This is a genomic window from Bradyrhizobium sp. 179, assembly GCF_023073535.1.
Lineage (GTDB): Bacteria > Pseudomonadota > Alphaproteobacteria > Rhizobiales > Xanthobacteraceae > Bradyrhizobium.
In genome coordinates this window covers 1-20527 of sequence record NZ_JADPJR010000072.1, presented here as the reverse complement: position 1 = coordinate 20527, position 20527 = coordinate 1, and the positions used below count along the sequence as shown (strand labels likewise).

Annotated in this window: 18 protein-coding genes; 11 read left to right on the top strand and 7 right to left on the bottom strand. The window is 65.0% G+C overall.

Annotation, left to right across the window (positions count from 1 at the left end; translation table 11 throughout):
• Nucleotides 1-78: 78 nt before the first annotated feature.
• Nucleotides 79-894, bottom strand: a complete 816-nt coding sequence (locus tag IVB12_RS17810) for a uracil-DNA glycosylase (RefSeq protein ID WP_247300872.1) — start codon at nucleotides 892-894, stop codon at nucleotides 79-81.
• A gap of 135 nt (nucleotides 895-1029) precedes the next feature.
• On the opposite strand from IVB12_RS17810, the gene IVB12_RS17805 reads away from it, so the two are divergent.
• The 3 genes from IVB12_RS17805 (at nucleotide 1030) to IVB12_RS17795 (ending at nucleotide 5784) form a co-directional block, all read left to right on the top strand.
• Nucleotides 1030-2691 (top strand): electron transfer flavoprotein-ubiquinone oxidoreductase, encoded by a 1662-nt coding sequence (locus IVB12_RS17805; protein ID WP_247300871.1) that lies wholly within the window; start codon nucleotides 1030-1032, stop codon nucleotides 2689-2691.
• 325 nt (nucleotides 2692-3016) lie between these two features.
• On the top strand, nucleotides 3017-4813 hold the full coding sequence (locus IVB12_RS17800; RefSeq protein WP_247300870.1) for a tetratricopeptide repeat protein: 1797 nt from the start codon (nucleotides 3017-3019) through the stop codon (nucleotides 4811-4813).
• A gap of 86 nt (nucleotides 4814-4899) precedes the next feature.
• Complete coding sequence (locus IVB12_RS17795) at nucleotides 4900-5784, top strand: 4-(cytidine 5'-diphospho)-2-C-methyl-D-erythritol kinase (protein WP_247300869.1); 885 nt, start codon at nucleotides 4900-4902, stop codon at nucleotides 5782-5784.
• Between the two features lie 108 nt (nucleotides 5785-5892).
• On the opposite strand, the gene IVB12_RS17790 is transcribed toward IVB12_RS17795, so the two are convergent.
• The 5 genes from IVB12_RS17790 to IVB12_RS17770 form a co-directional block, all read right to left on the bottom strand.
• Complete coding sequence (locus IVB12_RS17790; protein WP_247300868.1) at nucleotides 5893-6771, bottom strand: alpha/beta hydrolase; 879 nt, start codon at nucleotides 6769-6771, stop codon at nucleotides 5893-5895.
• The gene (locus IVB12_RS17785) at nucleotides 6764-7396 is read right to left on the bottom strand and encodes a LysE family translocator (protein WP_247300867.1); all 633 of its coding nucleotides are present in this window, start codon (nucleotides 7394-7396) and stop codon (nucleotides 6764-6766) included. The genes IVB12_RS17790 and IVB12_RS17785 overlap by 8 nt, the downstream gene beginning before the upstream one ends.
• Nucleotides 7397-7440: 44 nt before the next feature.
• Entirely contained in the window at nucleotides 7441-8703 is a 1263-nt protein-coding gene (fabF, locus tag IVB12_RS17780) for a beta-ketoacyl-ACP synthase II (RefSeq protein ID WP_247300866.1), read from the bottom strand.
• Nucleotide 8704: 1 nt separating this feature from the next.
• Nucleotides 8705-9220, bottom strand: coding sequence for a helix-turn-helix domain-containing protein (locus IVB12_RS17775; protein WP_247300865.1), 516 nt, complete (start codon nucleotides 9218-9220; stop codon nucleotides 8705-8707).
• A 374-nt stretch (nucleotides 9221-9594) separates the two neighbouring features.
• A complete protein-coding gene (locus tag IVB12_RS17770; RefSeq protein WP_247300864.1) occupies nucleotides 9595-10602 on the bottom strand; it encodes a polyprenyl synthetase family protein in 1008 nt (335 codons plus the stop codon).
• A gap of 132 nt (nucleotides 10603-10734) precedes the next feature.
• On the opposite strand from IVB12_RS17770, the gene IVB12_RS17765 reads away from it, so the two are divergent.
• The 6 genes from IVB12_RS17765 to glyS all read left to right on the top strand — a co-directional run bounded on the left by IVB12_RS17765 (nucleotide 10735) and on the right by glyS (nucleotide 16384).
• On the top strand, nucleotides 10735-10962 hold the full coding sequence (locus IVB12_RS17765) for a DUF2007 domain-containing protein (protein ID WP_166817884.1): 228 nt from the start codon (nucleotides 10735-10737) through the stop codon (nucleotides 10960-10962).
• Entirely contained in the window at nucleotides 10955-11722 is a 768-nt protein-coding gene (locus IVB12_RS17760) for a methyltransferase (RefSeq protein WP_247300863.1), read from the top strand. Before IVB12_RS17765 ends, IVB12_RS17760 begins: the two co-directional genes overlap by 8 nt.
• Nucleotides 11723-11936: 214 nt before the next feature.
• Complete coding sequence (locus IVB12_RS17755; RefSeq protein ID WP_247300862.1) at nucleotides 11937-12845, top strand: S49 family peptidase; 909 nt, start codon at nucleotides 11937-11939, stop codon at nucleotides 12843-12845.
• Between the two features lie 105 nt (nucleotides 12846-12950).
• Nucleotides 12951-13142 (top strand): hypothetical protein, encoded by a 192-nt coding sequence (locus IVB12_RS17750; RefSeq protein WP_247300861.1) that lies wholly within the window; start codon nucleotides 12951-12953, stop codon nucleotides 13140-13142.
• Nucleotides 13143-13334: 192 nt separating this feature from the next.
• A complete protein-coding gene (locus IVB12_RS17745; protein WP_247300860.1) occupies nucleotides 13335-14273 on the top strand; it encodes a glycine--tRNA ligase subunit alpha in 939 nt (312 codons plus the stop codon).
• The gene (gene glyS / locus IVB12_RS17740; protein ID WP_247300859.1) at nucleotides 14273-16384 is read left to right on the top strand and encodes a glycine--tRNA ligase subunit beta; all 2112 of its coding nucleotides are present in this window, start codon (nucleotides 14273-14275) and stop codon (nucleotides 16382-16384) included. The genes IVB12_RS17745 and glyS overlap by 1 nt, the downstream gene beginning before the upstream one ends.
• Before the next feature lie 209 nt (nucleotides 16385-16593).
• On the opposite strand, the gene IVB12_RS17735 is transcribed toward glyS, so the two are convergent.
• Nucleotides 16594-16947 carry a DUF1236 domain-containing protein gene (locus IVB12_RS17735; RefSeq protein ID WP_247279670.1) on the bottom strand — a complete coding sequence of 118 codons (354 nt, stop codon included), beginning with the start codon at nucleotides 16945-16947 and terminating at the stop codon, nucleotides 16594-16596.
• A gap of 223 nt (nucleotides 16948-17170) precedes the next feature.
• On the opposite strand from IVB12_RS17735, the gene IVB12_RS17730 reads away from it, so the two are divergent.
• Nucleotides 17171-17326 carry a DUF3096 domain-containing protein gene (locus IVB12_RS17730; protein WP_008562090.1) on the top strand — a complete coding sequence of 52 codons (156 nt, stop codon included), beginning with the start codon at nucleotides 17171-17173 and terminating at the stop codon, nucleotides 17324-17326.
• A gap of 96 nt (nucleotides 17327-17422) precedes the next feature.
• Entirely contained in the window at nucleotides 17423-20338 is a 2916-nt protein-coding gene (gene ppdK, locus IVB12_RS17725) for a pyruvate, phosphate dikinase (protein ID WP_247300858.1), read from the top strand.
• The last annotated feature ends 189 nt before the right edge of the window (nucleotides 20339-20527 follow it).

The window sequence follows — 20527 nt, the reverse complement described above, 5'->3', positions numbered from 1 at the left end:
CCATTCATCCGCTCACTCTGCCGCTCGATGGATTCCGGGCTCTCGCTTCGCGAGCCCCGGAATGACGGGTGGGTGTGGTTACACCGCGCCTTGCGCCAGCACCTTCGCAACCGCGCGCAGATCCTGCCAGGCCAGCCGCTTGTAGGACGGCGAGCGCAGCAGGTACGCCGGGTGAAATGTCGGCAGCGCACGGATGGTGCGCTGGCCGGTGTCGTAGTCGAACCAGCGGCCCCGGGTGCGCATGATGCCTTCGCGCGTTCCGAGCAGCGTCTGCGTCGAGGGATTGCCGAGCGTCACCAGCACATCCGGATTGACCAGCTCGATCTGACGCTGGATGAAGGGCAGACAGATCTGCGTCTCCTGCGGCGTCGGCGTCCGATTGCCGGGCGGCCGCCAGGGAATGACGTTGGCGATATAGGCGGTGGTGCGGTTGAGCCCGATTGCGCCGATCATGAGATCGAGCAGCTTGCCGCTGCGCCCGACGAAGGGCAGTCCCTCGATGTCCTCGTCGCGCCCGGGCGCCTCACCGACGAACATGATGCGCGCCTTAGGATTGCCGTCGGCGAACACCAGCCGCGTCGCGGTGTGCTTCAGCGCGCAGCCCTCGAAGCTCTGCATCAGTTCGCGCAGTGCATCCAGCGTCGGCGCCGTGCGCGCGGCCTCGCGTGCGGAAGCAATCGCGACGTCGGGCGCAGGGGCTGCCTCGCCGCGCATGAGCGTCGGCGCGGCGGCGGGCCGCGATGGCTCGACCGGCGGTGCCACGCGCGGGGCCGGTGGCGGGGCTTCTAATTCCGCCAGGCGGTCGATCGGTTCCTCGGCGAGCGCGCAGTCGACACCCGCCTCCAGATAGAAGGCGAGAAGCTCGCGGATGGTGGGTGCGGGTTCGGGGATCATGGGAAAGTCTGACTTTTATATCAGCTTGGGCGGTCTTGCACCCCGGCGAAACGTATTTCCGAGGTTGTCCTACCCGGAAAAATCGGAAACAAGAGGGCGCAATCGACCAAGGACCGTCTCAAGGGCTGAGATCAGATGAGCACCGAAGAACTCCCTCCTCGCGAATCCATGGAATTCGACGTCGTCATCGTCGGCGCCGGCCCCTCGGGCCTGTCGGCTGCGATCCGGCTGAAGCAGATCAACGCCGATCTCAACGTGGTCGTCGTGGAGAAGGGCTCCGAGGTCGGCGCGCACATTCTCTCCGGCGCCGTGATCGACCCGGCCGGGCTCGACAAGCTCGTTCCGGACTGGCGCGAGGATGCCGACTGCCCGCTGAAAACCCAGGTGAAGGACGATCGCTTCTATTGGATGACGGCCGGCGGCGCGATCAAGCTGCCGAACTTCATGATGCCGCCGCTGATGGACAATCATCATTGCTACATCGGCTCGCTCGGCAATGTCTGCCGCTGGCTGGCGCGCAAGGCCGAGGCGCTCGGCGTCGAGATCTATCCGGGCTTTGCGGCGGCCGAAGTGCTCTATGACGAGGAGGGCAAGGTCAAGGGCATCGCCACCGGCGACATGGGCATCGGCCGGGACGGCAAGCCGAAGGACTCCTTCACCCGCGGCATGGAATTGCTCGGCAAGTACACGCTGTTCGCCGAAGGCGCGCGCGGCAGCCTGACCAAGCAGCTCATCAACAAATTCGCGCTCGACGCCAAGGCCGAACCGCCCAAATTCGGCATCGGGCTCAAGGAGGTCTGGCAGATCGATCCCGCCAAGCACCAGAAGGGCTTGATTCAGCATTCCTTCGGCTGGCCGCTCGATATGAAGACCGGCGGTGGCTCATTCCTCTATCACTACGACGACAATCTCGTCGCCGTTGGCTTCGTCGTACATCTGAATTACGACGATCCCTATCTGTCCCCATTCGACGAATTCCAGCGCTTCAAGACCCATCCCTCGATCCGCGGCACTTTCGATGGCGCCAAGCGGCTCGCTTACGGGGCGCGCGCCATCACCGAGGGCGGCTACCAGTCGGTGCCGAAGCTGAGCTTCCCCGGCGGCGCGCTGATCGGCTGCGCGGCCGGTTTCGTCAACGTGCCGCGCATCAAGGGTGTGCACAATGCGATGGGCACCGGCATGCTCGCCGCCGAGCACGTCGCCGCGGCGATCGCGGCCGAGCGCGCCAATGACGAGCTCGTGGAATACGAGAACGCCTGGCGTTCCTCGTCGGTCGGCAAGGATTTGTTCCTGGTCCGCAACGTCAAGCCGCTGTGGTCGAAGTTCGGCACCGTGCTCGGCGTCGCGCTGGGCGGCTTCGACATGTGGTGCAACACGCTGTTCGGGGCCTCGCTGTTCGGCACGCAATCGCATCTCAAGCATGACCGCGCCACGCTCGATCCGGCCAAGCAGCATGCACCGAAGAACTATCCGAAGCCGGATGGCAAGATCACCTTCGACAAGCTGTCCTCGGTGTTCTTGTCCAACACCAATCACGAGGAGGACCAGCCGATCCATCTCAAGGTCGCTGACATGAACCTCCAGAAGACCTCGGAGCACGACGTGTTTGCCGGTCCCTCGAGCCGCTATTGCCCGGCCGGCGTCTATGAGTGGATTGAGGAGGGGTCTGGCCCGCGTTTCCAGATCAACGCCCAGAATTGCGTCCACTGCAAAACCTGCGACGTGAAGGACCCCAACGGCAACATTACCTGGGTTCCCCCGGAGGGCGGTGGCGGCCCGAATTACGAGGCAATGTAAGCCGGGATCACGTATCCAGACCGGATGTGGCCGGGGTTACGCGACCCCCGGCAATGTGACGCACGTTCGCGTGAAACCGGGGGCCGCCGGAGCGGCCGGCGGCCACGATAAGGCCATAGTAGCGGCGTCTTGGGGCGCTGGTGGCGGATTCACTTGGCCGCGTTGGGACGTGCGGCGGGGATCGCCCGGTCCGAATCCTTGCGGCGAGGCGCCAAAAGCGGCATTGTCGGCCTGACGGTTCCGGGTCCCGATGCCACCGGCCGCGTTCGCATGCGACATGGCCTCTGCTGCAAACCCAGGCACTACCAACTCAAGGCGAGCCCTGATGTTTTCAAATCGTTTCAACCGCTGGACTGCTGCCGCCATCGCCTTCATGGGCACCGCGATCGTGGCGGTCCCCGGCGCGGTCCTAGCGCAGACGCCGGATCACCCGGAGAACACGGCGGCGCAGTTTCCGACCCGGAACGATCTGAAGTCGCTCACCGGCGCCGGCAGCTATCTCGCCGCCCGCCACGCCAGCGTCGAGCGCGACGCGACCTCGGCCGCGGCGTTCTACCGCTCGGCCCTGCGCACCGATCCGAAGAACAACGAACTGCTCGACCGTGCCTTCATCTCCTCGGTCGCCGACGGCGACATCGACGAGGCGGTCAAACTCGCCGAGCGCATCCTCACCATCGACAAGACCAACCGCGTCGCGCGGCTCGTCGTCGGCGTTCACGATCTCAAGCTGAAGAAGTACGCGGCGGCGCAAACCAACATCAACCAGTCGATCCGCGGCCCGATCACCGATCTCGTCGCCACGCTGTTGTCGGGCTGGGCCGCCTATGGTGCGGGCGATGCCAAGGGCGGTGTCGCCGCCATCGACAAGCTGGCCGGTCCGGAATGGTATCCGCTGTTCAAGGATCTGCACGCCGGCATGATCCTCGAGCTCTCCGGCAAGGAGAAGGACGCCGGCACCCGCTTCGAGCGCGCTTACAAGCTCGACGATTCCATGCTGCGCATCACCGAGGCCTATGCGCGCTGGCTGTCGCGCAACAAGGATTCCGCCGCGGCGACCACCGTCTACCAGGCTTTCGACAAGAAGCTCGCCCGTCATCCGCTGATCTTGGAAGGCCTGCGCGAGACCAAGGCCGGCAAGAAGATGCCGCCGCTCGTCGATTCCGCGCAAGCCGGCGCCGCCGAAGCGCTCTACGGCATCGGCGCCACGCTGACCCGCCGCGGCGGCGAGGATCTGGCGTTGGTCTATCTCCAGCTCTCGCTCTACCTCCAGCCCAGCCATCCGCTGGCGCTGCTCTCGCTTGCCGACCTCTATGAATCGGTGAAGCGGCCGCAGATGGCGATCAAGGTCTATGAGCGCGTGCCCTCGTCCTCGCCGCTCAAGCGCAACGCGCAGATCCAGCTCGCCATCGACCTCGATTCCGCCGACCGCACCGATGAGGCGATCAAGATCCTCAAGGGCGTCACGTCGGAGGATTCCAAGGACCTCGAAGCCATCATGGCGCTCGGCAATATCGAGCGCGGCCGCAAGCGGTTCGGCGACTGCGGCGCGACCTATTCGCAAGGCATCGAGGTGCTGCCGCCCGGCAACGACAAGGCCAACAGCGTCTGGTATTACTATCGCGGCATCTGCGAGGAGCGCTCCAAGCAGTGGGCCAAGGCCGAAGCCGACATGAAGAAGGCGCTCGAGCTTCAGCCCGACCAGCCGCACGTCCTAAACTATCTCGGCTATTCCTGGATCGACCAGGGCGTGAATCTCGACGAAGGCATGAAGATGATCAAGCGCGCCGTCGAGCAGCGTCCCGACGACGGCTATATCGTGGACTCCCTCGGCTGGGCCTATTACCGCATCGGCAATTACGAGGAGGCGGTGAAGAACCTCGAACGCGCGATCGATCTCAAGCCCGAGGATCCCACCATCAACGATCACCTCGGCGACGCCTACTGGCGCGTCGGCCGCACGCTGGAAGCAAAATTCCAGTGGTCGCATGCGCGCGATCTCAAGCCCGAGCCGGAAGAACTGCCGAAGATCGAGGCCAAGATCGCCAACGGTCTGCCGGACGACAATTCGAACTCTTCGGCGGCGCAGGCCGAGAAGAAGAAGGATGACGGCAAGGGCGGCTGAGCTGAGCGCGTGATCCGGAAATCGTGTAGCGCTTTTTCGGCAAGATCATGTGAAGGAAAGACGTAGGTTCTGGGGGCGTGTCGCCGATGTCGGCGTTGATTGAAGAGGGGCGGGCGAAGGTCAATCTGAGCCTTCGCGTCGTCGGCCGTCGTGCCGACGGCTATCATGATCTCGAAAGCGTGGTTGCGTTTGCCGACTGCGCCGACCGGCTGACGCTGGAGCCCGGCGGCGAGTTGAAGCTCACCACCACCGGACCGCTGGCCACAGCCTGCGGCGATAACGCCGACAATCTCGTGCTCAAGGCGGCCAAGCTTCTGGCCGAGGCCGTACCGGGCCTGAAGCTGGGCGCCTTCGTGCTCGACAAGGTGCTCCCCGTCGCGGCCGGCATCGGCGGTGGCTCGGCGGATGCCGCGGCGGCGCTTCGGCTCTTGGCCCGTCTTAACGACTTATCGCTCGATGATCCCCGTCTCCAGAAGGTCGCGCTCGCAACTGGCGCCGACGTGCCGGTGTGCCTGCTCTCGCGCGCCTGCGACATGACCGGAGTCGGCGAGCAACTGCTGCCGCTCGCGCTGCCGAGCATGCCCTGCGTCATGGTCAATCCGCGGGTGCCGGTCGCGACCAAGGACGTGTTCCAGGCGCTGGGTCTGCGCAACGGCGAGCTCCTGGTCGGCGTCACCGACGTCATCCGCGCTCCGGCCTGGCCGGAGGAGGGCGCCTCGATCGCTGACTGGGTCAACGTTCTCGAGACCGTCGCCAACGACCTCGAAGCGCCCGCGATGCGCATCGAGCCGGTGATCGGCAAGGTACTGCAAGCCTTGCGTGCCTCTGCCGGCGTCAAGCTCGCCCGCATGTCCGGCTCCGGGGCGACGTGCTTTGCGATCTATGGCACGCCGGCCGATGCCTATGCCGCCGCCGAAAAGATCCGGCGCGATCATCCCGGCTGGTGGGTGCATGCGGGAACGTTGAGCTAGCTAGTATTTTCCTGGAGACGCTGCGCAGCCCGGATGAGCGAGGCGATCCGGGCCTCTTTCTTGCCGCGCCCTGCATGTCGCTGCGCTCATGAAGGCTACGATAGCAAGCTAATCCGCACTTTGCTCGTCGAGCCCGAGAAACCGCCGGATCTCAGTCAGCACCTCTTGCGGCTTGTCATGCTGCAGCCAGTGTCCCGCCCCGGCGACGGTCTCGATGCGCGCGTTCTGGAAATACCTCTCCAGGCCCGCTGCCTTTGCGCCGGCCAGAAAACTTTCGCCGGCATTGAGCAGCAGCGTCGGGCAGGCGATGCGCGCCCACAGTTCGATGTGGTCGTCTGGCCAGAGCCGGTGCGGCGCACTGGCGCGCTGGTAGTGATCGAACTTCCAGCTATAGGTGCCGTCCTCGTTCTGCCGCGCGCCATGCGTGGCGAGATGCAGCGCGAGGTCGCGGGACAGCCGCTTGTTGTGAAGCATCATCTGCGCGGCTGCGGCCTGGAGCGTCGAATAGCGGCGCGGCGTGCGGTCGTGCAGCTTGTCGAGCTGCGCCACCCATTTGCCGATGCGCTCATGCACCGGCGGCTTCGGCGTGTCCGGCAACATGGTCACGCCGTCGAGGACGACGAGCTTGGAGACCAGCTCGGGGAATGAGCCCGAAAAGATCAGACTGACCATGCCGCCCATCGAATGGCCGATGAGCGTCACCTGCGGCGCAGCAATGATGCGGACGAGCTGGGCAAGATCGTAGACATATTCCGTCAGCGCGTAGCTGCCGCCTCGGGTCCAATCGGAATCGCCGTGTCCGCGCAGGTCGGGTGCGAGCACGTGGAAATGCGGCTGCAGCGATCCGGCGATGACGTCCCAGCTCCGGCAATGATCGCGGCCGCCATGGACGAGGATGGCGATGGGTGCGCCCTCGTTGCCCCAGTCTGCGCAATGCAGCCGCAGGCCGTGCGATTCATAGAACCGGCTTTGCGGGGCGCTAGCCATTTGCCGGCCGCCGTGCCAGCGCGAGCGACAGGCCGAGGCCGGCGATGAAGACGCCCGAGCCCTGCGTGAGGCGCCGCATCAGATGCGGCCTTCCGATCAGCTGCTTGCGCGTCGCTGCTGCCATCAGCACCACCACCACATCGGCGAGCGTATTCAGCGTCACCGAGATTGCGCCGAGGAGGACGAATTGCAGCGTGGGGTCCGATCCTGCGGGATCGAGGAACTGTGGAATGAAGGCGAGGAAGAAGGCGGCGGTCTTCGGGTTCAGCGCCTCCACCAGCACACCGTCGCGAAAGGCGCGATTGTCGCCGATGGGCTCGCTCGCGAGCGACAGCGCCCGGCCGGTGCTGCGAAAAGTTTTGATACCGAGCCAGACCAGATAGAGCGCGCCGATAAATTTCACTGCGGCGAACAGTTCGGCGCTGGCCAGGATGATCGCGGAGATGCCGAGGCTACCCGCCACCACATGAACCAGTCCGCCCAGCGCCGTGCCCGCAGTCGATGCGAAACCGCTGACGCGTCCCTCCGATAATGTCCGTGCCGCGACATAGAAGATGCCGGGGCCGGGAACGGCGGCAATGAGACAAGCTGCCGCCAGGAACAGCCAGAAATTCGTCGTGATCATTGTGTTTTGGTAGCGAAGCCTGACGCGATTGCAAGGCCCCTCGTTTAGCCGATCCGGCGGAAGATCACGCTGGCATTGACCCCGCCAAAGCCGAAGCCGTTCGAGATGGCGCTCTGCATCGGCATCGGCCGCGCTGCGCCGGCGACGATGTCGATGCCATCAGCGCCAGGATCCGGGTTTTCGAGATTGAGCGTCGGCGGCGCGATCTGGTCGCGTAAAGCGAGCACGGTGAAGATCGCCTCCAATCCGCCGGCGGCGCCGAGCAGATGGCCGGTGGCCGATTTGGTCGCGCTTACGGCAATGCCGCGGTCACGGCCGAACAGCGCGGCGATAGCGCCAAGCTCGCTCTCGTCGCCGGCGGGCGTTGATGTCGCATGGGCATTGAGGTGCTGTACATCCGCGGGCGCAAGGTTCGCCTGCCGAAGCGCGATCTCCATCGCGCGGCGGGCGCCATCACCATCGGGCGGACCCGAGGTCATGTGATAGGCATCCGCGGTCGTGCCGTAGCCGACGATCTCCGCGATCGGCGCCGCGCCGCGCGCCAGAGCATGCTCCAGTTCCTCGATCACCAGGATGCCGGCGCCTTCGCCCATCACAAAACCGTCGCGGTCGCGATCGAACGGGCGCGAGGCGCGTGCAGGCTCATCGTTGAAGCCGCTCGACAGCGCACGTGCCGCAGCAAAGCCACCGAGGCTGACGATATCGATACAGGCCTCCGCACCGCCGCAGATTGCGACGTCGATCTCGTCGGCGCGGATCATGCGCGCGGCATCGCCGATCGCCTGGACCCCGGCCGCGCAGGCGGTGACGGGCGTGCCCAGCGGTCCCTTGTAGCCGTATCTGATCGAGACGTGGCCAGCGGCGAGATTGGCGAGGAACGAGGGGATCGTGAAGGGCGAGAGCCGGCGCGCGCCGCGCTGCTCCGTGATGCGCACCGCCTCTGCTATCGCCGGAAAGCCGCCGACGCCGGAAGCGATGATCGTCGCGGTCCGTGCCAGCGCCGCGGCGTCCTGCGGCATCCATTTGGCCTGCGACACTGCTTCTGCGGTGGCGAGCAGCGCGAACAGGATGAAGCGGTCCATCTTGCGCTGGTCTTTTGGCGCAGCCGCCTGTGCGGGATCGAAGCCGGCTTCGGCATCATCGGCCTTGTCGGGCACGAGCCCGGCGATGTGCGCCGGCAGTACCTGCGCCCATTCGGGCAGAGGGCGCAGCCCGCTTTGACCGGCCAACAGCCGGCGCCAAGACCGCTCGACACCGCAGCCAAGCGGCGACACCGCGCCCATTCCCGTCACGACGATACGACGCATGTCAGTCTCCAGACGGCGCGACGGCCGGGTTCATGGCCTTGAGTGAAGCGAGTCGTTTGCGCATCCCGCGGCTGGCGCGTGGACCGGCGATGACGACTGCATTGGTGAGCGTGATCGGACGCAGGTCGGCGGCATCGACGACGACAGGATCGAACGGGCGGATCTCGTCTCGGCTCGCCAGCAGGATGGCTTCGCCCTTCGGAGCGAGATGCTTGTTGCCCCAGGCGAGCAGCGCCACGATCACGGGAAAGAAATCCCGCGCCTTGTCCGTCAGCGCATATTCGTAGCGCGGCGGCCGCTCATGATAGCGGCGGCGAACAAACATGCCGTTCTCGGTGAGATGGGCGAGCCGCCGCGACAGGATGTTCGGCGCGATCCCGAGGCTTTGCGAAAACTCGTCGAATTTCGTCGCGCCCTGAAACGCATCGCGCAGGATCAAAATGCTCCACCATTCGCCGACCGTCTCCACGGCGCGGCCGACAGGGCATTCCAGGATGGAGGGAGATTTGGGCTGCATGGCAGCAAGGTAGGTGAGTGACTTGCAAAAGGCAAGTGACTGGGGCAGGCAGCAGCAGGCGCGAGCAGCGTAAGTGATATGATGGCTAAAGCGGTTCGGTGGGAGACAGCGCGTCTGGTCGGAATGTGCGGCGGGCACTTGCCGGACCGCTCTCGCGCCCGGACGCAGCGCAGCGCCGGGGCCCATCTTGCTGAGAGCTGCGCGTGCCGCGTGGGTCCCGGCCCTGCGCGGCCACGCGACGAGCGTTGCAGTCCGGGACACGGAAGGGAGTGCGATGCTGCCTCTAACGCTCCGGCATTGGGAGCGGAGCGAAGCAGCAATCCAGATCGTCACCGCGGCAGTTGACGAGTGGAGAGCGCGTCGGGCGGTCACGCCTAATGTGATCGCGCCAGACAGAACGCCACGACCTGTTCCAGCGCGCTCTTCATCGGCGAGGACGGGAACAGTGCCAGCGCGTCCACAGCCATGGCGCCGTAGTGCTGGGCGCGGCTCAGCGTGTCCTCCAGCGCGCGGTGCTTGTTCATCAGGCCGATGGCGTGATCGAGATCGGAATCGCCGACGTCGCCGCGCTCCAGTGCCCGAATCCAGAAGGCGCGCTCGGTGTCGTTGCCGCGGCGGAAGGCGAGCACGACCGGCAGCGTGATCTTGCCTTCGCGGAAATCGTCGCCGGTGTTCTTGCCGAGTTTGGCGCTCTTGCCGCCATAGTCGAGCACGTCGTCGACGAGCTGGAAGGCGATGCCGAGATTCATGCCGACCGAGCGGCAGGCAGTCTGTTCCGCCTTCGGGCGGTTGGCGATCACGGGGCCGACCTCGCAGGCGGCGGCGAACAGCTCGGCCGTCTTGCCGCGGATCACGGCGAGATATTCGTCCTCGGTGGTCGCGGTGTTCTTGGCCGCGGCGAGCTGCATCACCTCGCCCTCGGCGATGGTCGCGGCGGCCGCAGAGAGGATGTCCAGCGCGCGCAGCGAGCCGACCTCGACCATCATGCGGAAGGCTTGGCCGAGCAGGAAGTCGCCGACCAGCACGCTCGCCTCGTTGCCCCAGAGCATGCGCGCAGACAGCTTGCCTCGGCGCATCTCGCTTTCGTCGACGACGTCGTCGTGGAGCAGGGTCGCGGTATGCATGAACTCGACGGAGGCGGCGAGCTTGATGTGGCCGTCGCCGGTGTAGCCGGCGAGGTTGGCCATGGCGAGCGTCAGCATTGGCCGCAGGCGTTTTCCCCCGGAGGAGATCAAATGATTGGCGACCTCAGGGATCATGGTCACATCAGAACCGGTCCGCGACAGGATCGTGGCGTTGACGCGCTCCATGTCACCGGCGACAAGGGCAACCAGCTCTTCGATCGACGCGCCCGGAGTTTCGAAAGGTACGATGACGGCCACGCCGGTCTCCAATATTTGCCCCGGAAGGGCTATTCTGATGGAAAGACAATAGAAACTGGTGGCGGATGCGGCAAGTGCCGCGGAACCATTGACATTTGCCGCTTCCCTCTTTTTCAGGCAGGAGACCTGCGTTTGCGTGAACTGGTTCGGACCAACGACATGGTGCTGGTGTCAGCGATCGGCGCGCTGCTCGACGGTGCCAATATCCATCATCTGGTGCTTGACCAGAACATGAGCATCATCGAGGGCTCGCTCGGCATTCTGCCGCGGCGGATCCTGGTCCATGAGGATGACGCCGTCGAGGCCCGCCAGCTTCTCACCGAGGCCGGCCTCAGCCACGAATTGCGCGGCGATGATTGAGGCCGCAGCCGATATCACCGAAGACGCCTTTCTCGGCGGGCAGCTGCGCCTGAAGCAGAAGCGATCCGGCCATCGCGCCGGACACGACGCCATCCTGCTTGCGGCGGCGACCACGGCCAAGGCGGGCGATCGCGCGATCGATCTCGGCGCCGGCATCGGTGTGGCGGGCCTCGCGCTTGCCAGGCGCGTGGCTGGATTGCGGCTCGGCCTGGTCGAGATCGATCCGGTGCTGGCAGAGCTTGCGCGGTCCAACGCGGCGGCGAATGGAATTGCCGCCGAGACGATCGTGCTCGACGTCACTGCCGATGCGCAGGCGTTTGCGGCAAATGGTCTCGTGCCCGACAGCGTCGACGTGGTGCTGATGAACCCGCCTTTCAACGATCCGGTTCGGCATCGCGGGTCGCCGGACCAGGCACGTCACACCGCCCATGTCGCGCGCGACGAGACGCTGAATGCATGGGTGCATGCGGCGCGGCGCATCCTCCGATCGAACGGCGTGCTGACGTTGATCTGGCGTGCAGATGGGATCGCCGACGTCCTGGCAGCGCTGTCACGCGGCTTCGGCAGTCTGTCGATCCTGCCAGTTCACGGTGAGGCGGGGCGGCCGGCGATCCGGGTGCTGGTGCGCGCGGTCAAAGGCGGCCGGGCGCCGGCGCGAGTGCTGCCGGGCCTCATGCTCAATGACGAGTCGGGCGTGCCTAAAAAAGAGGTGAAGGAGATTCTGGAGGGAAGGGCGGTCTTGCCGCTGGCGGAGCCGTGATCGCTTATTGCGGAAGCGATTCCGACTGCTGTTCCTGCGGCGTCGTCAGGCGGATCGCCATGAACAGCGCACCGATCAGCAGCATCAGCAAATAGATTTTCATGGCGTTCTCCGCTGCCTCATTGCAGCCTCCCAACGGGAAATCTGCAAAACACGTTCCAGGCACTTCCAATGACAGTCGCGTGATAAAAAATGGTTAAACAGAGGTAACGGCATGGCCGAAGATTTGAACGATCGTGAGAGTTCCGGCCTGGCCGACAAGCTCATGCAATATCTGCCGGCGCGTTTCCGGCCCGGCACGGCAATTGTGCCCGTGGTGCGGCTGTCCGGCGTGATCGGCGCAGTGACGCCGCTGCGCCCTGGCATGACGCTCGCGGGCATAGCGCGCGTGCTGGAGCGGGCGTTTTCACATCGCAACGCCAAGGCGGTGGCGCTGGTGATCAATTCGCCCGGCGGCTCGCCGGTGCAGTCGCGCCAGATCTACCTGCGCATCAAGCAGCTCGCGGCGGAGAAGAAGCTGCCCGTGCTGGTCTTCGTCGAGGACGTCGCCGCCTCAGGCGGCTACATGATCGCCTGTGCCGGCGATGAGATCATCTGCGATCCCTCTTCGATCCTCGGTTCGATCGGCGTGGTCGGTGGCAGTTTTGGTTTCCAGGAGGCGATCAAGCGGCTCGGCGTCGAGCGGCGCCTCTACACCGCCGGCGCCCATAAGGCGATGCTCGATCCGTTCCTCCCGGAAAATCCTGATGACGTAGCGAAGCTGAAGGCGATCCAGCGCGAGATCCACCAGATCTTCATTGCCCTGGTAAAGGACAGCCGCGGCGGGCGCCTGAGAGGCACCGACGACACCCTGTTCACGGGCGAATATTGGGCGGGCGAGAGCGCAGTCGCGCTGGGGCTCGCCGACAGCATCGGCGATCTCCGCTCAACTCTTCGTGCCCGCTACGGCGAGAAGGTTCTCACCCCTGTGATCGCGCAGCCGACCGGTCTGTTGTCCGGTCTTCTGGGCCGGAAATCGCCCGGGGCGGGTCAGCTTTCGGCGCTGGAATCAATGGCCGGTCTGCCGGATGAGCTGATCTCGGCGGTCGAGACGCGGGCGATTTGGGCGAAATTCGGGTTCTAGGGCTCGCACTCCCGCGCCATTTGGCCCCTCGACCCTCCGATTGCGGCGCAGGTCCATCTGCGCAACAATGCGCGTGGGGGCTGAGCACTAGACAAGGATCGACCGATGCCGCCGTTCGTCGCTTTCGCGGGCGTGCTGGGCGGGCTTGCCGTGGTCCGCTGGGCCTACAAGACCGCTGTCCGGATCAACCAGGAGCTGGAGGAGATGCGCTTGTCGCGCGTCACCGAAGCCGCCCATATGGGGGACATCCCGACGCTGAAACGTGACCCCGTGACCGGAGCTTACCGCCCGGGATAGGTGGTTCTGGCTTTCACACGCACCGTCATTCCGGGGCGCCCTAGGGCGAACCCGGAATCTCGAGATTCCGGGTTCGATGCTGCGCATCGCCCCGGAATGACTGCCATTTCTCCCCCTTCGCCTTGATTCCCATCCCCGCCGCCGATACGGTCCCGCGCGATTCAAAACCCCCCGCGAGAGCCTGATCTGACGATGGACGCCTCCTTGCCCGCCCATATGCGCCCGGAACGCTCGTTCCAGGGCTTCATCCTCGCGCTCCAGCGGTTCTGGGCCGAGCAGGGCTGCGTGATCCTGCAGCCCTATGACATGGAGATGGGCGCGGGCACCTTTCATCCGGCGACCACCCTGCGCGCGCTCGGGCCAAAGCCGTGGAACGCGGCCTATGTGCAGCCCTCGCGCCGACCCAAGGACGGTCGCTACGGCGAAAACCCGAACCGGATGCAGCACTACTACCAGTTCCAGGTGATCATGAAACCGTCGCCGCCGAACCTTCAGGAGCTGTACCTGAAGTCGCTCGCCGCGATCGGCATCGATTCCGCCGTGCACGATATCCGCTTCGTCGAGGACGATTGGGAGAGCCCGACGCTGGGCGCCTGGGGCCTCGGGTGGGAATGCTGGTGCGACGGTATGGAAGTCAGCCAGTTCACCTATTTCCAGCAGGTCGCGGGCTTCGAATGCGCGCCGGTGGCGGGCGAGCTCACCTACGGGCTCGAGCGCCTGGCGATGTATGTGCAGGGCGTCGATCGCGTCTACGACCTCAACTTCAACGGCCGCGATGGCGCCGCCAGGGTCACCTATGGCGACGTCTTCCTGCAAGCCGAGCAGGAATATTCGCGGCACAACTTTGAACATGCCGACACCGCGATGCTGTTCGAGCAGTTCAGGATGGCCGAAGCGGCCTGCAGGAAATATCTCGAGGCCGGCTGGCGCGAAGGCGGCAACAGCAAGCAGCATCTGATGGCGCTGCCGGCCTATGACCAGTGCATCAAGGCGAGCCACGTCTTCAACCTGCTCGATGCACGCGGCGTGATCTCCGTGACCGAGCGGCAGAGCTACATTCTGCGCGTGCGCGAGCTGGCCAAGGCCTGTGGCGAAGCCTGGATCCATACTGAAGCGGGCGGAGCTGCCTGATGCCCGATCTTTTGCTCGAACTGTTCTCGGAAGAAATCCCCGCGCGCATGCAGGCCAAGGCGGCCGACGATCTGCGCCGCATGGTCACCGACAAGCTGGTCGCCGAAGGCCTCGTCTACGAGGGCGCAAAGGCGTTCGCGACGCCGCGCCGCCTCGCGCTGACCGTGCACGGCATCCCTGCGCGCCAGCCGGACCTCAAGACCGAACGCCGCGGACCGAAAATTGGCGCGCCCGATGCGGCCGTGCAGGGTTTTCTGAAGGCTACCGGTTTGAGTTCGCTCGACGAAGCCAAGATCCAACGGGATCCGAAGGGCGACTTCTATATTGCGCTGATCGAGAAGCCCGGCCGCGCCGCGATCGACGTGCTCGCGGAAATCCTGCCGGTGATCATCCGCACCTTCCCCTGGCCGAAAGCGATGCGCTGGGGCGCGCGCTCCGGCAAACCCGGATCGCTGAACTGGGTGCGTCCGCTGCACGCAATCACCGCGACTTTCGGGCTCGAGACGGAACAGCCCGACGTCGTGAAGTTCTCGGTCGACGGCATCGAGGCCGGCCAAACCACTTACGGCCATCGCTTCCTCGCACCCGCGGCGATTTCCGTGCGTCGTTTCGAGGATTACGAGGCCAAACTTCTCGCCGCAAAGGTCGTGCTCGACCCTGAGCGCCGCAAGGATGCGATCCTCACCGACGCCAAGCAGCTCGCCTTCGCGCAAGGGTTCGAGCTCGTCGAGGACCAGAACCTGCTCGACGAGGTCGCCGGCCTCGTCGAATGGCCGGTCGTACTGATGGGCTCGTTCGAGCCGGAATTCTTGACAACGCCCGCGGAAGTCATCCGCGCCACCATCCGCAACAACCAGAAGTGCTTCGTCGTCAGCGATCCCAAGAATACGGATAACGCCGGAAAGCTCGCCAATAAGTTCATCCTCGTCGCCAATATCGAGGCGACGGACGGCGGCAAGACCATCATCGCCGGCAACGAGCGCGTCATCCGCGCGCGGCTCAGTGATGCGAAGTTCTTCTATGAAACGGATCTGAAGACCAAGCTTGAGGAGCGGCTGCCGAAATTCGAGCAGATCGTGTTCCACGAGAAGCTCGGCACGCAGGCCGCGCGCATCAAGCGCATCGAGCGCCTGGCGGCCGAGATCGCGCCGCTGGTCGGCGCCGGCGTCGGCAAGGCAACGCGCGCCGCGCATCTGGCCAAGGCGGATCTGCTGACCGAAGTCGTCGGCGAATTCCCCGAGGTGCAGGGATTGATGGGCAAGTATTATGCGTTGGCGCAGGGCGAGGACGCCTCGGTCGCCGCCGCCTGCGAGGAGCACTACAAGCCGCAAGGCCCTGCCGATCGCGTGCCGACTGATCCGGTCAGCGTTGCTGTGGCGCTCGCCGATAAGATGGATACGCTCGTTGGCTTTTGGGCTATCGACGAAAAGCCGACGGGGAGCAAGGATCCGTATGCGCTGCGGAGAGCTGCCCTCGGGGTGATCCGGTTGATTGCCGAGAACGCGCTGCGTTTGTCGGTCATGAAGGTGGCGGCGTCCGCACTCGCCGGTTTGTCGGTCAAGCCGGCCGATGCGCAAAAGCTTCCGATAGACCTGCTCGCCTTTTTCGCCGACCGCCTCAAGGTCCAGCTCCGCGAGCAGGGCGCGCGCCACGATCTCGTCGATGCCGTGTTCGCGCTCGGCGGCCAGGACGATCTTCTGATGATCGTGCGCCGCGTCGAGGCGCTGGGCAAGTTTCTCGACAGTGACGACGGCAAGAACCTGCTGGCCGGCACCAAGCGCGCCAGCAACATCCTCTCGATCGAGGAGAAGAAGGACAAGCGCACGTTCGACGGGGCGCCGGATGCTGCGCTCTACAGCCTCGATGAAGAGAAGGCGCTGGCGAAAGCGATCGGCGAGGTCAAGGCGGAGGCGAGCGCTGCCGTCGCCAAGGAAGACTTTGCCGCGGCCATGAGCGCTCTGGCGAAATTGCGTCCGCCCGTGGATTCGTTTTTCGAAAAGGTTCGCGTCAATGACGACGATGGGAAGGTGCGCGAGAATCGGTTGAAGCTGCTGAACGAGATTCGCAGCGCCACGCGGGCGGTGGCGGATTTCTCGAAGATCCAGGATTGACGGGCAGTAGCGCCTTTACCACCGCTGTCATTCCGGGGCGCGCCACTTGGCGCGAGCCCGGAATGACGGCTGTTGATGTGGCACGCAAAAAGTGCCCCGCCCGGCGGGGGGAGGACCGGGCGGGGCCTGATGTCCGATTTAACACTGCTCGCGCCAGCCTGATGTGGCGCGCCGGACATCTAGTCGATCTCAAGTAGTCGATCTCAGTCTCAGTCCAGTACCTCGACGATGCGGCGCGAGCGCGGTTCGACCAGCACGGTCTCGCCGTTCACGACGGTGTAGCGATAGGTGGTGGCGCCGAAACGCTGCGGCACGTCATAATACGTGACGCCGCTCTCGGGTAAGGTGGCACCGACCACCACGCGATCCGGAATGCGGAAGGGCGGCACACGTTGTTCGACGACATAGTCGCGGAAGGCCGGCCGCTGGTCGACGGCAATGCTGGGGGCGCTGTCGACCACGGTAGGCGCGCGTCCCACCGTGACATCGCTTTGCGCCTGTGCCGCAAGGGGCGAGCCGATCGCAACGCCCAGCGCTGCAAGGGCAAGAATCCTGTTCCGCATGGGCAACTCCTTCGATGTGATGTTTGGCAAGCGCCAGTGGCGCAACCGGTGGCCAATGCATGCGACTTCGCAATGTTCCGGGAAAAGGCCTGCCGTATCCGCGGCAATTTCGGGCAGTTTTCGAGAAGCCGGGAACTCGCATCGGCTTTCCGCGTCTCTACTCGCGGAACCGGGGCCGCTATGATCCGCCCGCGATTCGTCCACCTCCACAGAAAGATAATTCATGCACATCACCGTCGCCCACATTTCGCCGATCCTGTCGTTGATTGCGGGCGTGCTCATCCTGATCATGCCGCGACTCCTCAATCTGATCGTCGCGATCTTTCTCATCGTGAATGGCGCGATCGGGCTTGGGCTCCTGAAGTGGCTCCGCTTCTAGGCGTTCACTTTTCGGAACTGTCCGACTTGCGCGGGCCCGCCCAAAGTGGTGTAAGGCCCGCGATTTCCCATTCCTCTCGCAGGTTGTGTGCAAGCTATGGCCAAAGCCGCCTCGAAGCCCAAAAAAATGCCAGCGAAATCAAAGTCCTCCACCGCCGCAAAGGCTGCGCCGCGGGCCCGCAAGGCGCTGGCCAAAAGCGCGCCGAAGCCGGTCGCAAAGCCCGCTGCCAAGCCGGCGGCAAAAGCTGTGACCAGGGCGGCTCTGCCGAAGGTCGCTGCAAAGCCCGCACCCAAGAAGACTCCGTCCGCCAAGGCGGCGCCAGCAGCGGCCAAGGCCGGCAAATGGGTGTTCACATTTGGTGACGGCAAGGCCGAAGGCCGCTCGGAAATGCGTGACCTGCTCGGCGGCAAGGGCGCCAACCTCGCCGAGATGGCCAATCTCGGCCTGCCGGTACCTCCGGGCTTCACCATCCCGACCTCGGTCTGCACCTACTTCTACGCACACGACAAGACCTATCCGAAGGAACTGCAGTCGCAGGTTGAGAAGGCGCTGGAGCATGTCGGCAAGTTGACCGGCAAAGTGTTCGGCGACACCAAGAACCCGCTGCTCGTCTCCGTGCGTTCCGGCGCGCGCGCCTCGATGCCGGGCATGATGGACACCGTGCTCAATCTCGGCCTCAACGATCAGACCGTGGAAGCGCTGGCCGAGCTGTCGGGTGACCGCCGCTTTGCCTATGACAGCTATCGCCGCTTCATCACCATGTATTCGGACGTGGTGCTCGGCTTCGAGCATCATCATTTCGAGGAAATCCTCGACACCTTCAAGGACAGCCAGGGCTACACGCTCGACACCGATCTGTCCGCAGACGACTGGGTCGAGCTGGTCGGCAAGTACAAGGACGCGGTCGCGCGCGAGACCGGCAAGGAATTCCCGCAGGATCCGCACGACCAGCTCTGGGGCGCGATCGGCGCGGTGTTTTCCTCCTGGATGAACGCGCGCGCGGTGACCTACCGCAAGCTGCACGACATTCCAGAATCCTGGGGCACCGCGGTCAACGTGCAGGCCATGGTGTTCGGCAATATGGGCGATACCTCCGCGACCGGCGTTGCCTTCACGCGCAATCCCTCGACCGGCGAGAGCAAGCTCTACGGCGAATTCCTGATCAACGCGCAAGGCGAGGACGTGGTGGCGGGTATCCGCACGCCGCAGGACATCACCGAGGAGGCGCGGAAGGAATCGGGCTCCGACAAGGCGTCGATGGAATCGGCGATGCCGGAGGCCTTCAAGGAGCTGACGCGGATCTACACGCTGCTCGAGAAGCACTACCGCGACATGCAGGACATGGAGTTCACGGTCGAGCAGGGCAAGCTCTGGATGCTCCAGACCCGCAGCGGCAAGCGCACTGCGAAAGCGGCGCTGCGCATCGCGGTCGAGCTCGCCAATGAAGGCCTGATTTCGAAAAGGGAAGCGGTGACCCGGATCGATCCAGCCTCGCTCGATCAGCTGTTGCATCCGACCATCGATCCCGATGCCAAGCGCGACGTGATCGCGACCGGCCTGCCGGCCTCGCCGGGAGCGGCCTCCGGCGAGATCGTGTTCTCCTCGGACGAGGCGGCCAAGCTCCAGGCCGACGGACGCAAGGTGATCCTGGTTCGGATCGAGACCAGCCCGGAAGACATCCACGGCATGCACGCCGCCGAAGGCATCTTGACCACGCGCGGCGGCATGACCTCGCACGCAGCGGTGGTCGCGCGCGGCATGGGCAAGCCCTGCGTCTCCGGCTGCGGCACCATCCGCGTCGACTACGGCCGCGGTACCATGAGCATCGGCTCGCGCACCTTCAAGACCGGCGACGTCATCACCATCGACGGTTCGCTCGGCCAGGTGCTCGCCGGCCGCATGCCGATGATCGAGCCGGAGCTGTCCGGCGAGTTCGGCACGTTGATGAACTGGGCCGACCAGGTCCGCAAGATCGGCGTGCGCGTCAATGCCGATACGCCCGAGGATGCCCGCACCGCGATCAAGTTCGGCGCCGAAGGCATCGGCCTGTGCCGAACCGAGCACATGTTCTTCGAGGAGACGCGCATCCGCACGGTGCGCGAAATGATCCTCTCCGAAGACGAGCAGGCGCGCCGTGCCGCGCTCGCCAAGCTGCTGCCGATGCAGCGCGCCGACTTCGTCGAGCTGTTCGAGATCATGAAGGGTCTTCCCGTCACGATCCGCCTGCTTGATCCGCCGCTGCACGAGTTCCTGCCGCACACCCATGCCGAGGTCGAGGAGGTGGCGCGCGCCATGAACACCGATCCGCGGCGCCTGGCCGACCGCGCCCGCGAGCTCTCGGAGTTCAATCCGATGCTCGGCTTCCGCGGCTGCCGCATCGCGATTGCCTATCCTGAAATAGCCGAGATGCAGGCGCGCGCGATCTTCGAGGCCGCGGTCGAGGCGCAGAGGCGCACCGGCAAGGCCGTCGGTCTCGAGGTGATGGTCCCGCTGATCGCGACCAAGGCCGAGCTCGACCTCGTCAAGGCGCGGATCGATGCGACTGCGCAGGCGGTGATGCGCGAGACGAATACGAAGCTCGCCTATCAGGTCGGCACCATGATCGAGCTGCCGCGCGCCTGTCTGCTCGCAGCCGAGATCGCGGAGAGCGCCGAGTTCTTCTCGTTCGGCACCAACGATCTCACGCAGACGACGTACGGCATCAGCCGCGACGACGCGGCGAGCTTCCTCGGTCCCTACGTGGCAAAGGGCATCCTCTCGGTCGATCCCTTCATCGCGCTTGATCAAGAGGGCGTCGGTGAGCTCGTCAAGATCGGCGTCGCGCGCGGCCGCAAGACGCGGGCCTCGCTCAAGGTCGGCATCTGCGGCGAGCACGGCGGCGATCCCGCCTCGGTCGCCTTCTGCCACACGATCGGCCTCGACTACGTCTCCTGCTCGCCCTACCGCGTGCCGATCGCCCGCCTGGCTGCGGCGCAAGCCGCGCTCGGCAAGGCAATCGCGAGCCAGGCGTAAGCAGAATTGAAATGATGAGTGCGAGAGAGGCGGGACAAACCCCGCCTCTTTTTGCGTGATGCTGTATCCCTGCTGTCATTGCGAGCGCAGCGAAGATTCCATGGGGGTGGATAGCGACCAAGTCTGAGGCCAGACTGAGGTTGCATCCATTCAACCTGGAGACGACGATGTTGCTCGATCATCCTATCG